Source organism: Apibacter adventoris, assembly GCF_002964975.1.
Lineage (GTDB): Bacteria > Bacteroidota > Bacteroidia > Flavobacteriales > Weeksellaceae > Apibacter > Apibacter adventoris.
This window is the reverse complement of the sequence record NZ_PSZM01000024.1, coordinates 76,502-89,026: the sequence shown is the minus strand read 5'-3', so window position 1 is coordinate 89,026 and position 12,525 is coordinate 76,502. Positions and strand designations below refer to the sequence as shown.

General features: G+C 27.4%; 12 protein-coding genes. 9 read left to right on the top strand and 3 right to left on the bottom strand.

The window, feature by feature from the left end; genetic code table 11:
* Window positions 1-37: 37 nt before the first annotated feature.
* Window positions 38-1,315: an N-acetylmuramoyl-L-alanine amidase family protein gene (locus C4S77_RS03470; protein WP_181042803.1), complete on the bottom strand. Its 1,278-nt coding sequence runs from the start codon at window positions 1,313-1,315 to the stop codon at window positions 38-40.
* Between the two features lie 92 nt (window positions 1,316-1,407).
* On the opposite strand from C4S77_RS03470, the gene C4S77_RS03465 reads away from it, so the two are divergent.
* The 3 genes from C4S77_RS03465 to C4S77_RS03455 are packed head-to-tail and all read left to right on the top strand — an operon-like array spanning window position 1,408 to window position 4,834.
* Window positions 1,408-3,978, top strand: a complete 2,571-nt coding sequence (locus C4S77_RS03465) for a putative LPS assembly protein LptD (RefSeq protein WP_146106030.1) — start codon at window positions 1,408-1,410, stop codon at window positions 3,976-3,978.
* Between the two features lie 38 nt (window positions 3,979-4,016).
* Window positions 4,017-4,394 (top strand): RidA family protein, encoded by a 378-nt coding sequence (locus C4S77_RS03460; protein WP_105192231.1) that lies wholly within the window; start codon window positions 4,017-4,019, stop codon window positions 4,392-4,394.
* Between the two features lie 8 nt (window positions 4,395-4,402).
* Window positions 4,403-4,834 carry an MFS transporter gene (locus C4S77_RS03455; protein WP_260209378.1) on the top strand — a complete coding sequence of 144 codons (432 nt, stop codon included), beginning with the start codon at window positions 4,403-4,405 and terminating at the stop codon, window positions 4,832-4,834.
* On the opposite strand, the gene C4S77_RS03450 is transcribed toward C4S77_RS03455, so the two are convergent.
* Together C4S77_RS03450 and xerD are read right to left on the bottom strand one after the other, a co-directional pair.
* The gene (locus C4S77_RS03450; RefSeq protein ID WP_105192227.1) at window positions 4,823-5,317 is read right to left on the bottom strand and encodes a YkgJ family cysteine cluster protein; all 495 of its coding nucleotides are present in this window, start codon (window positions 5,315-5,317) and stop codon (window positions 4,823-4,825) included. The genes C4S77_RS03455 and C4S77_RS03450 overlap by 12 nt on opposite strands.
* Entirely contained in the window at window positions 5,317-6,228 is a 912-nt protein-coding gene (gene xerD, locus C4S77_RS03445; RefSeq protein WP_105246084.1) for a site-specific tyrosine recombinase XerD, read from the bottom strand. The genes C4S77_RS03450 and xerD overlap by 1 nt, the downstream gene beginning before the upstream one ends.
* A gap of 357 nt (window positions 6,229-6,585) precedes the next feature.
* Between xerD and rocD the strand changes: the two genes are divergently transcribed.
* The 6 genes from rocD to C4S77_RS03410 all read left to right on the top strand — a co-directional run bounded on the left by rocD (window position 6,586) and on the right by C4S77_RS03410 (window position 12,513).
* Window positions 6,586-7,821, top strand: coding sequence for an ornithine--oxo-acid transaminase (gene rocD, locus C4S77_RS03435; RefSeq protein ID WP_105246080.1), 1,236 nt, complete (start codon window positions 6,586-6,588; stop codon window positions 7,819-7,821).
* Window positions 7,822-8,148 carry a nucleotide pyrophosphohydrolase gene (locus C4S77_RS03430; protein WP_105192219.1) on the top strand — a complete coding sequence of 109 codons (327 nt, stop codon included), beginning with the start codon at window positions 7,822-7,824 and terminating at the stop codon, window positions 8,146-8,148.
* A gap of 72 nt (window positions 8,149-8,220) precedes the next feature.
* A complete protein-coding gene (locus C4S77_RS03425; protein ID WP_105246078.1) occupies window positions 8,221-9,414 on the top strand; it encodes a 3-phosphoshikimate 1-carboxyvinyltransferase in 1,194 nt (397 codons plus the stop codon).
* 118 nt (window positions 9,415-9,532) lie between these two features.
* On the top strand, window positions 9,533-10,372 hold the full coding sequence (locus tag C4S77_RS03420; protein ID WP_105246076.1) for an FkbM family methyltransferase: 840 nt from the start codon (window positions 9,533-9,535) through the stop codon (window positions 10,370-10,372).
* Window positions 10,373-10,413: 41 nt separating this feature from the next.
* Window positions 10,414-11,376, top strand: coding sequence for a glycosyltransferase family 2 protein (locus tag C4S77_RS03415; RefSeq protein WP_105246074.1), 963 nt, complete (start codon window positions 10,414-10,416; stop codon window positions 11,374-11,376).
* 39 nt (window positions 11,377-11,415) lie between these two features.
* On the top strand, window positions 11,416-12,513 hold the full coding sequence (locus C4S77_RS03410; RefSeq protein WP_181042802.1) for an EpsG family protein: 1,098 nt from the start codon (window positions 11,416-11,418) through the stop codon (window positions 12,511-12,513).
* Window positions 12,514-12,525: the final 12 nt, after the last annotated feature.

The window sequence follows — 12,525 nt, the reverse complement described above, 5'->3', positions numbered from 1 at the left end:
ATATTTTATATTTTAATCTGAATTATTTTGATTATAATTAGAATGATAATTTAGATATTACAGCATCAGTAAATCCTATTTTTTTTATATTTTCAAGTAATCTTTTAGCAGATTCATAATTTGTTACTTTTCCACAAGTATAAACATATACATCATTATTTTTTTCTCTAATTACATTATTAAGTCCTCTAAAAATAGCATCTCTTTCTTTATATTTTTTAGGAGAAAGTAATATTTCAATTGTATAATACTCATTTTTTAAAGATTCTTTATCATTAAATTCTACAACTTTAGCATCTGTAAAACCAGCTTCCTTTGCTATTTTCAAATTGCTTTCTCCTTCAGACCTCAAATTAGTATTTCCCGTATAGTATATATATTTTCCTCCGGATTTGATAATCTCTATATTTTTAAGTCCTCTCAGTTGGGCTGAACCTGGAAAATATTTATTAAAAGAAGCTAAAAATTGTACTTTTAAGCTAGTATTTTCAAGAGGTTTTTCTTTTACTACTTCTTTTACCTCTTCTGTTTTTCCAGATTTTTTATCATATTCTTTTTTGTATTTTATTAATGCACCATAAATGTCATTAGCTATAACATTCTGTCCTTCTTCTGAAGCAAGATACTTCCCTTCTTGATAATTGGATATAAAACCTGTTTCAATTAAAACAGAGGGCATAGCGGTTTGTACCAAAACTAAAAAACCTGCTTGCTTTACTCCTCGTGACAGCCTACTTTCATTTTTAAAATTATCTTCAACCAAAGAAGCTATTTTTAAGCTGTTTTCCAAAAAAACATTCTGCATTAAAGTAAGCCCTATAATTGATTCTGGTGAAGATGGATTAAAACCTTCATAAGTACTTTTATAATCTTTTTCTAAATAAATAACCTCATTTTCTCTTTTAGCAACATTAAAATTGTCATTATTTCGATGAGCACCTAACACATAAGTCTCCGTACCATAAGGTGCACTACTTGAACTGGAATTACAATGTATTGATATAAATAAATCTGCTTTGTTTCGGTTTGCGATATCTGCTCTGGTCATCAACGGAATAAATTCATCCACTTTCCTGGTATATATAACTTTAATATTCTTGTTATTTTTCTCAATCAAAGCTCCTACTTTTAAAACTAAAGAAAGGTTAACATCTTTTTCAAAAGCATAAGGACCTTTGGCTCCAAAATCATTCCCACCATGACCGGCATCCAACACTAGTACAAAATCTTTTTTTTGAGAATATGATAAACTGCTTATCGAGATTAAAAATAATATTATTAGATTTTTTAAGTTAAATACTGTTAAAACTCGCATTAAAAATTTTTTTTGATTAATTTTGGCACTTAAATTTCTCTCTGAAATTATATACATTGATTAATTCAAGATTCAAATATAGTATACTTTGTTTGTTTATTCTAATTTTTAACATTCTGTTAGCACAGAATAAGGTTGGAAAAAGCATCCCAGATTCCACACATATAACCCGAGATACAATTCAAAATAAAAAAGAAAAACTTGAAGATATTCTTAACACTCAAGGAGATGAAATAAGAAATTTGTTTTCTAAAAAGTTAACTTATTTAATTCACAATGCCAAGGTCGATTATGAAAATATGTCTATTGCAGCAGACTATATCGTCATTGACTGGAATTCCGGAGATATTTTTGCGCGTGGTAAAACTGACAGTTTAGGAAAAATTACAGATAATATTCTTTTTACACAAGGGGATAAAAAATTTGAATATAAAGAAGCTGTATTCAATATGAAAACGAAACAGGGCACTGCTTTCAATATAAGAACCGATGAAGATGAAATGGTAATATTAGCGGAAAAGGCTAAAAGAGTAGATGATGAAAATTACTATATGAGAAGTGGTATTATGACTACTGATGAATACTTTAAAGCTAAAAAAGATTCTTTGCCCGACTATCATTTATCAACCAACAAAATGAAGATGATTACGGGAAAAAACCAAAAAACTTTGGTTGCCGGACCTACTCAAATGTATATTGAACAGTTCCCAACTCCGTTTATTCTTCCTTTTCTATATCTACCTTCTTCTGGTAAAAAAAGAGAAGCAGGAGTTCTTATTGGTACCTTTGGAGAAAGACAAACTAAAGGGTTTTACCTTGAAAGATGGGGATTTTATGTTCCCATCGGAGAATATTTAGATTTGGAAAGCCGGTTTGGTGTTTACACTAAGGGTAGTTGGATGACAGACAACAAATTGAGATATGTTAAAAGATATAAATATTCAGGAAATTTTAATATTATTTACGAAAAAAATATAACCAGCACAAAAGGTTTAGATGATTATTCGGAAATTGAAAACTATAGAGTAGTATGGTCTCACTATCAGGATTCCAAAGCCAATCCTACCCTTTCTTTTAATTCAGCTATTAATTTTGTAAGCCAAAATTATTATAATAATAGCATATATAATCAAAATGCACTGAATGGAAGTGTAAATAATAACCAAGCTTCGTCCTCAATCTCTTTAGTAAAAAGATTCAATAATAACCCTTTAACTATTTCTTTAAATGCATCTGCTTCTCAAAACATTACATCGGGAAATTCAAATTCGGGAGATGTAACAATGATATTACCCAACTTATCTGTAACTATGCCGCAGGTTTATCCTTTTTCACCCAAATCAGGTGCTAAAAAAGGCATGTTCCAAAACATCTACATGGATTACAAAATGAACCTTCAAAATACAGTTAATACTACCATGGATGACATTTTTACCTCTAAAATGTTTGATAATTCTAAAAATGGCATAACAAATCAAACAAATTTTGGAACTACTGCTAATATTTTCAATTATTTTCAAATAGGTATTAATGGAAATTATAAAGAGGCCTGGACAACCAAAACGATTAAAAAAGATTATAACCTTACTGAAAATAAACTAGAAATTAACAATCATAATGGTTTTAAATCTTACCGTACTTTTGGTGGGTCTGCTAGTATTAGCACTACATTATATGGAATGGCAAAATTTAAAAAAGGAGGAGTTATAGAGTCAATTAGACACATGATATCCCCTACTATCAGTTATAACTATATGCCTGATTTTTCCAGTGATTCATGGGGGTATTATGGGACCTACATAAATCAATCAGGGCAAAAAATTAAATATTCTTATTTCGAAGGTGGAATATTGGGGGATCCTTCTAATATTGAAAATAGTTCAGTTTCTATCTCCATAGCAAATAATTTGGAAATGAAAGTAAGAGACAAAAATGAAAAAAGTGGAGTGAAAAAAATAAAAATATTTGAAGCTTTAAATATTTCTACCGGTTATAATTTCGCTGCAGATTCATTAAAATGGTCTCCTTTAATTGCAACAGGATCTTCTTCTGTTTTCAATTCCAAACTAAAAATTAATTATGGAATGAAAATTAACCCTTACAAAATAGTATTTGACAATCCCACAAATAACAATTTTGGACATATGGTAGATAAGTTTGGATATTTTACAATTGCCAGTTATACTATGGGGTTAAATTTTTCTTTAGATCCGTCCTTATTTGGAATAAAAGAAGATAATTATTCCAAAAAATATAATAAACAGGGACAAATTAGATATGAAAAATATTATTTTGATGACGAAAATTACGCTCATTTCTATATTCCATGGAAATTGAATATTGGATTAAACTATTCTCATACTAAAGAATATAACAGATTTTCAACTACATCTGCCACAGTAAATATAACAGGTGAAGTTTCTCCGTCTCCTTACTGGAAAATAACCGGATCTACAAATTATGATATGGAAAGTAGAGAGTTTGGTTATACCCGCCTTGGATTTATGCGAGATTTACGTAGCTTTAATATTAGTTTTAATTGGGTTCCTATCTCTTCTGGTTATAATAAAACATGGGATTTTTATATAGGAATTAAGGCAAATCTTTTAAAAGATGCTATAAAATATGAAGCAAGAAATTTTAATGATAACACTAATTTTTAAATTTTTTTTATATTTATAAAATTAAATTAACATAAAAAATGTCTAAAAATATAATAAATACCACTAAGGCTCCTGCAGCTATAGGACCTTATTCGCAAGCAATAAAAATAAATAATCTATTATTCATTTCGGGGCAAATTCCTGTTCATCCATCAACAAATGAAATCCCTACAGGCATTGAAGAACAAACCCAGCAGGTAATGAAAAATATAGAAGCCATTCTAAAAAAAGCAAATCTTACATGTAATAACATAATTAAATCTACTATTTTTTTAACAGATATAAAGGATTTTGGAATAGTAAATGAAATATATGCTTCTTATTTTTCAGAAATTTTTCCAGCTAGAGAATGTGTACAAGTAGTTGCTTTGCCTAAAAATGTTAAAATAGAAATTTCAGTAATAGCTTCTGAATAAACATAAAAATGATTAGAAACACAATTGCTGTAATAGCAGGTTTATTTGTAGCTTTGGCTATAATTACTTTTTCTGTAATGATTAATTCTTACTGGATTCCTTTTGATTATAAGGGATTACCTATAGAACATTGGAGGTCGGTTGTAAGAACTGCTAAAGTAGAATTTTTTATAGCTTTATTAATTTCCTCAGGGATAGCTTCTCTTATGGGAGGAATTGTATGTGCTTTAATAGTTAAAACAGCGAAAAAAGCCTATGCTATGTTAATAGGTTTTATACTTTTAATAGCTGCAATTGCTACTATTTTCACGTTTAAAGGTTATCCTACCTGGTATATCGTATGTATGTTTTTTATTTTTTTCCCTTTTTCATGGTTGGGGGCCCAATTGGTAGAATGGTTGCAAAACAAAAAGAACAAAAAAGTTAATTTACAAAGGTAGTTTTTTTATTAATTCTTCAACAACTTTGTAGGTTGCCGGACATATTAAAGTATTTTGCAAGGTTAATTTATTAATCTGATAAAACTTCTTTCGATCTGTATGTGGATATTCTTTACAAGCTTTGGGGCGAAATTCATAAATCAAACAATAATTTTCTGAATCTAAGAATGGACATGGCAATTGTTTTAATACCCAATCATTATCTTCATCTTTATATAAATATTTCTCTATAAATTCAGAAGCTTTTATATGTAAATTTTTAGATATTCTTTCTATATCTCTTTCCGTATATAAGGGACCTGTTATTTTACAACAATTTGCACATTTTAAACAATCTACATTTTTAAAAACATTTTGATGTATTTCCTGCATAATTACATCAAGTTTTTTAGGCCTCTTACTTTTTAATTTTTCTAAATATTTTTTATGAGTTTCCTGCTTCTTTAATGCTTCTTTTTTATGTTGTATTATATTTACAGACATCATTCTAAATTTTTTCTATAAAAAGGGTGATATTTTTCAATTGCATCTCGGAGTTGCTGTTTATCTAAATGTGTATATATTTCAGTAGTAGTAATACTTTCATGTCCTAACATTTGTTGAATAGATCGTAAATCAGCACCATTTTTTAATAAAACAGTAGCAAAAGAATGTCTGAAAGTATGTGGGGAAACTTTTTTACAAATTCCTGCCCTTTCTGCAGCATCTTTAACTATTATAAATATCATCTCTCGGGTTAATTTTCCTCCCCTTCTATTTAAAAATAAAATATCTTCATTTTTAGGCTTTATATTTTGATGTGATCGCACAGTTTCTTTATAAATAGTAATATATTTGATGGTCCAATCTGATATAGGTACTAATCTTTGCTTATCTCCTTTACCAATCACCCTTATAAAATTTTCTTCAAAAAATAAATCTGATAATTTTAAATTTACTAATTCTGATACTCGCAGACCACATCCATACAATGTTTCAATAATGGTCCGATTTCTTGTTCCTTCAGGCATTGATAAATCTATTGTTGAAATAATTTTTTCAATTTCTGAATGACTTAGAGTATCCGGTAATCTAAGCCCGATTTTGGGACTTTCAATCAGTTCTACAGGATTGTCTTCCCTCCTATCTTCTATTTGTAAAAAATTAAAAAAGGCTTTTAAAGATGATATTAATCTTGCTTGGGATTTATCTGACTTTGTTTTTTTAGCAAAATCATATACAAAATCCTGCATAAAAAATTTATCTATCAAACAAGGGTTAGATTCGTTATGTAGTTCAGCAAATATTCTTAATTTATTTAAATCCCTTATATATGCTAATTGTGTGTTCTGAGAAAGCCCTTTCTCCAACAACAAATATTCATTAAAATCTATAAAAGCAGAATTCCAATCCATTATTTTTGCAAAGCTACTATTTTTGTTTAATTTATAGATTAATGTAAACATGCTTATTTTAAAAATTCTAAAAGATCAGTAATTTTTTAAATAAAAGTTACATTTATTGAATGTTCTAGTCTTTATAATACCTAAGGAATTTTCAGCTAAAGTTGAATTTTTATTGATATAAGTAAGTTGATACGTTTCCTTTTTAATTGGGATATTTCCTTGCAATGAGTAGAAATTATTTTGTAATAAAGGATTGCCTATAAAATTTGAGTCTCCATGCATTGTAAGGTAAAATAATAAACCTGATTTTACTAAATTTAAAATTCCCATAATTTTTAATTAATTTAGCAAAAAATAAATTTGTTCATGGAACCAAAATTATCTCCACTTCATTTAATGGAATACGAAAATGAATATGGAGCTCACAACTATCATCCCTTACCTGTTGTATTAGAAAAAGGAGAAGGGGTTTTTTTATGGGATGTTGAAGGAAAAAAATATTATGACTTCTTATCCGCTTATTCAGCTGTCAATCAAGGACATTGCCATCCAAAAATTATAAACACACTCATTGAACAATCTAAAAAATTAACACTTACCTCAAGAGCTTTTTATAATAATAAATTAGGAATATTTGAAAAATATATAACAGATTACTTTGGTTATGAAAAAGTTCTTCCTATGAATACAGGTGCAGAGGCGGTTGAAACAGCGATAAAACTTTGCCGTAAATGGGGTTATGAATCTAAAGGAATTAAAGAAAATGAGGCTCAAATCGTTGTTTGCGAAAATAATTTCCATGGAAGAACTACTACTATTATTTCTTTTTCATCTGATACTGAAGCATCTACTCATTATGGACCGTTTACTCCCGGATTTATAAAAATTCCTTATAATAATGTTCAGGCTTTGGAAAAAATTATAAATGAAAATTCCAATATAACGGGTTTTTTAGTTGAGCCTATTCAAGGGGAGGCAGGAGCCTATGTACCAGATGATGGATATTTAAAAGCATGCTATGATATATGTAAATCCCACTCTGTCCTTTTTATTGGTGATGAGATACAGACCGGAATTGCTAGAACCGGGAAACTATTAGCTTGTGATTATGAAGATATAAAACCAGATATTTTAATTTTGGGTAAAGCTCTTTCCGGAGGAACCTATCCTATTTCTGTGGTATTATCAAACAAAGAAATTATGAATGTTATAAAACCAGGACAACACGGATCTACATTTGGAGGGAACCCTATGGCTGCAGCAATTGGTATTGCATCATTGCAAGTAATACAAGAAGAAAACTTAGCAAAAAATGCTTATGATATGGGATTGATATTTAGAAATAAAATGAAAACTTTTTGTGAAAATTCTAAAATTGCCAAACAAATTAGAGGTAAAGGATTACTAAATGCTCTTATTATTAATAATTCTTCATATAAAGAACTGGCTTGGGAAATATGTCTTAAATTAAAGGATCGTGGACTATTGGCTAAGCCGACTCATACCAACATAATTAGATTTGCACCTCCTCTTACTATTACAGAAAAACAAATAAAAGAATGTTTAGAAATCATTAAATTAACTATCAGAGAGTTTGAATAAATGGGATTAGATAAAATACAACATCAGGTAGATCAATGGATCAATAAATACGGAGTAAGGTATTTTAATGAGCTAACTAATATGGCTCAACTTACTGAAGAAGTTGGTGAAGTTGCTAGAATTATTGCCAGAAGATATGGTGAACAGTCAGAAAAAGAATCTGATAAAAATAAGGATTTGGGTGAAGAGTTAGCTGATGTTATTTTTGTAGTTACCTGTTTAGCTAACCAAACAGGGATAGACCTTGAAGATGCTTTTCAAAAAAATATGAAGTCTAAAATGCTTCGTGATAAAACAAGACATCTGAATAATAAAAAATTGAAATAATTTTTTGATTGATTATTTTTTTAACTTATATTTTATTTTTTTATTCCTAAATTCAGAATATAATACTTTCTCATGAAAGAAATACACATTCAATTATCCGGTTCTAAAAGTATAACTAATCGATTGTTAATTTTAAACGCTTTATACTCTAATACTATTCGATTAATTAATACTTCTAAAAGTCAGGATTCACAACTTATGCAAGATGCCTTATCTTCTAATAATGAACTTATAGATATACATCATGCAGGAACTGCTATGCGTTTTTTATCAGCATATTACTCTATTCAAAATAAAAGAAAAACGATCCTTACCGGGTCTCACCGAATGAAAGAACGTCCTATTGAAATTTTAGTAACTGCATTACAAAAGCTGGGTGCTAATATTTCTTATCTAGAAAATAATGGATATCCTCCCTTAGAAATTAATGGGAAAGAATTACATGAAAATAAGATTAAAATTTCTTCTCAAGTAAGCAGTCAATATATAACCGCTTTATGTTTAATAGGCACTCAATTAAAAAATGGTTTAAATATTGAACTTGAAGGAAAGGTTACTTCTTTTCCTTACATAAATATGACTCTCAACATTTTAACCCAATTAGGCATCAAGGTAGACTTTTATAAAAATATTATTTCTATAGCTTATACTAATAAACTAAAAAAAACTGAATTTGTAATTGAAAGCGACTGGTCATCGGCATCCTATCATTACTCACTTTGTGCTTTAGGAAATGATTTTAAGATTAGATTAAAATATCTTTTTAAAAATTCTTTACAAGCAGACCGAAAAGTTGAAATTATATATAAAGATTATTTTGGAGTAAGTACAGAATTTATCAATGGCGAAATTATTTTATCTAAAATAAAAGAATTCTGCTATCCAAAATCAATTCAACTAGATATGAATGATTGCCCCGATATAGCTCAAACTGTGGCCGTTACAGCTTTTGGACTACGAATCCCTATACATATAACCGGATTGGAAACTTTAAAAATAAAAGAAACTGATCGCTTACACGCACTTAAAACAGAAATTGAAAAATGTGGTGGAGAAGTTTTTATAACAGATAATAGTCTAAAAATTAATTCATGTAATAATTTTATTGATAATATAAATATACAAACATATAACGATCATAGGATGGCTATGAGCTTTGTACCTCTTAAATTATTATTCCCATTGCAAATTGAAAATCCTGAAGTTGTTAAAAAATCTTATCCAGAATTTTGGGAAGATATCAAAAAATATAATTTTTTTTATTAGTAATTAACCTAACCTATTTTAAATATATTATGATTATGCACTTATTAAAATACATATTTTTTAATTTGTTTTATTGTTTTTTAAATAAAAGTATAACTTTGTACAATATTTAATAAAAATGTCTAGATCATTAAAAGAATTAATTCCACAAAGTAAAAAAAATAAAATAATAAAATTTATTTCTGATAAAAGAAACAAACAACCTATTAAATCTGTCTTACAAATAGCTGAATATCTTACTTATGCTCAGAATAATGTTAGCTATGATTCTTCTTCAAATGGAGAAAACTTATTGTTTAAAAAATTAGCTAAACATAATTTTGATATTGTAGTGGATTGCGGAGCTAATGTAGGAACCAATACGAGAATTTATAAAATTTTTAATCCAAAAGCTACTATTTATGCTATAGAAGCAATAGATGAAACACTTAGTAAATGTAAAGAATTTACTCAACAATTTAAAGATATACATTATTTTAACCTAGCACTTGGAAGTGAGCGATCTGAAACAATTTTTAAGCATTTTCCTACAAGCCATTATCTCTCTACAAGATATGAGAACAACTCCGATAAAAATATAAATTATATTGAGAAAAAAGTAGAAATTTACGCAGGCGATCAATTTTGTTCAGAAAATAATATTTCTCACATCAATTTCTTAAAAATTGATGTAGAAGGAATGGATTTTGAAGTTATTAAAGGCTTTAAAAATATGATAAAAAATAATAAAATTGATGCTATACAATTTGAATATGGAAAAAATTTTATTTATTCGGGCTCATTTTTAAAAGATATATACAACTTTTGTATTCCTAATAATTATATTATAGGGAAGATATATCCTAACGGGGTTCATTTTTTAGATTATAATGTAAAAATGGAAAATTTTTTAGACTCTAACTTTCTTATTATAAATAAAAATTTTCATAATATTATTGAAGAGATTAAAGAAAAATAATTTTTTTAATAGACAGAAAATCATTATGATTTAGGCAATTTATGCATTATAAAATATCTATTATAGTACCTGTTTACAATGTTGAGCCTTATATAGCCAAATGCTTGGAATCTATAATTCATCAATCATTAAAGGAACTTGAAATAGTAATAATTAATGACGGTTCTACAGATAATTCTCTAAATATTATTGAACAATACTCTAAAAATTATTCTTTTATTAAAGTATACAATAAATCTAATGGAGGATTAAGTGATGCAAGAAATTATGGTATAAAACATGCTAATGGTGAGTATTTAGCTTTTGTTGATGGAGACGATTGGATTGATTCCAAAATGATGGAAGAAATGTATAATTTAGGCATAAAACATAATGCAGAAATCGTTTTTTGTAGTCTTGAAAAAGTAAATGAAAATAATAACTCCATAGAATTTCTTCCTCAAATGCCTCAATCTAAAGAAAAAATATTTTTAAATGAAGATTTTTCTATATTTGGTGAAATGTCTTGTTTTGCTTGTAATAAGATATTTAAAAAAGAATTATTTGAAGGAATTACGTTTCCTAAAAATTTACATTTTGAAGATATAGCCACTATTCCACGTCTATTTTTAAAAGCAAAAACTATAGCTAAATCCGATAAATATTTTTACAAATATTTTGTTAGAACTGGATCTATTACCAGAAATTATAACATAAAAGGTTTAGATATATTTGAAGCTATAAAAATTGTTAAAAAAGATTTCAATACATGTTTTTACAGTAAATGGACTAATGTGTGGAAAAAGTTTGTAATACTGCAAGGTTTTTATAGCTTCCTGGCTTATTATGCTTATGTAAAAACTCCTGAAAAGAGTTATATGTTTTCTAAATTAAAAAAATTAATAAATCAAGAAAAAATAACTAAAAAAGATATAATATGTTATACTAGATTTGCTAAAAATTATCTTTTTTCCCTTGGAATAAAAAAGAAAATATATTATTTAATACAAATAATAAAGATATAAGGAATGATACACCCCGTATTTTACTTAATTATGATTATTATGACTTTCTATAGTTATATGGAAGTTTCAAGTAATTATAATATAAAACCAAAAATTAAAATTCCATACATCTGCATGGTTATAGTTTTAATTTTTATTACGGGAACAAGAGGAAACCGAGGAGCTGATTATTGGCCATATGTAAGATTTTTTGTTGGAGCTAATACTTTTATTAGATGGAATCAAATATTCGATTCTGGTGTAGAGCCTACCTATATAATATTTTCGAAAATAATAGGGAATTTACATTTACCTTTTTTCATTCTTCTATTTACTTTTGCCACTATATCCATAAGTCTCAGAAGTTCATTTTACTATAAATTTTCTCCTTATCCATTTTTTACTTTATTATTTTATTATATGCCTACATATTTTTTTCAAGATTCAGGGCATATCAGACAAGGAGCTTCCATAGCTATTTGCCTATTTTCATTTCAATATATTACACAAAGAAAACTGTTAAAATTTTTGTTATCTATTTTAATAGCTTACTATTTTCATAAAACTGCTATAATTTTTTTGCCAGCTTATTGGATAGCAAACATTTATATATCTACTTTCAAAGCTTTTTTATTGATTGTATTATCTATTTTAATTGCTCCATTAGAACCTTATAATTGGTTCGGAGAAATTTTTAATTCATTATCTGCTGATACCTTATCTGATGCTTACAATTCTTATCAAAAATTAGGTGAATCAACCTTTTCTGTTGGAGAAATTGTTAAAATATGTTTTTTAGTAATCATTTTTTCTTTTGATAAGTATAACATTAAAACAGCAAATAATTATAATTATTTAAAAATTAGAAATTTATGTCTCACCTATTATTGTATTTATTATTGTTTTCGTCAGAATGAAATATTTTCAATTAGACTTCCTATTGTTTATGATGCATTTGCTGGTACTTTATTCGCAATTATTATAAAAAACAGTAAAAGTCAAATTAATAAATATTTTATTTACTCTTTTTTGATTATTTACCTATATCTTTTGAGCTTTCGGTTTGCTGCAAATGCAAAAAAATTAAATTTTGATAAATTTGATACCCTTTTTACAGACGGATCTGCTATTGTTATAATTGATGAAACAATTGACTAAATAATAAATACA

Excerpts from the sequence above, each read along its gene's own strand:
- C4S77_RS03470 (WP_181042803.1), bottom strand. The coding sequence starts at position 1,315 with ATGCGAGTTTTAACAGTATTTAACTTAAAAAATCTAATAATATTATTT.
- C4S77_RS03460 (WP_105192231.1), top strand. The coding sequence starts at position 4,017 with ATGTCTAAAAATATAATAAATACCACTAAGGCTCCTGCAGCTATAGGA.
- C4S77_RS03455 (WP_260209378.1), top strand. The coding sequence starts at position 4,403 with ATGATTAGAAACACAATTGCTGTAATAGCAGGTTTATTTGTAGCTTTG.
- C4S77_RS03450 (WP_105192227.1), bottom strand. The coding sequence starts at position 5,317 with ATGTCTGTAAATATAATACAACATAAAAAAGAAGCATTAAAGAAGCAG.
- xerD (WP_105246084.1), bottom strand. The coding sequence starts at position 6,228 with ATGGATTGGAATTCTGCTTTTATAGATTTTAATGAATATTTGTTGTTG.
- rocD (WP_105246080.1), top strand. The coding sequence starts at position 6,586 with ATGGAACCAAAATTATCTCCACTTCATTTAATGGAATACGAAAATGAA.
- C4S77_RS03430 (WP_105192219.1), top strand. The coding sequence starts at position 7,822 with ATGGGATTAGATAAAATACAACATCAGGTAGATCAATGGATCAATAAA.
- C4S77_RS03425 (WP_105246078.1), top strand. The coding sequence starts at position 8,221 with ATGAAAGAAATACACATTCAATTATCCGGTTCTAAAAGTATAACTAAT.
- C4S77_RS03420 (WP_105246076.1), top strand. The coding sequence starts at position 9,533 with ATGTCTAGATCATTAAAAGAATTAATTCCACAAAGTAAAAAAAATAAA.
- C4S77_RS03415 (WP_105246074.1), top strand. The coding sequence starts at position 10,414 with ATGCATTATAAAATATCTATTATAGTACCTGTTTACAATGTTGAGCCT.
- C4S77_RS03410 (WP_181042802.1), top strand. The coding sequence starts at position 11,416 with ATGACTTTCTATAGTTATATGGAAGTTTCAAGTAATTATAATATAAAA.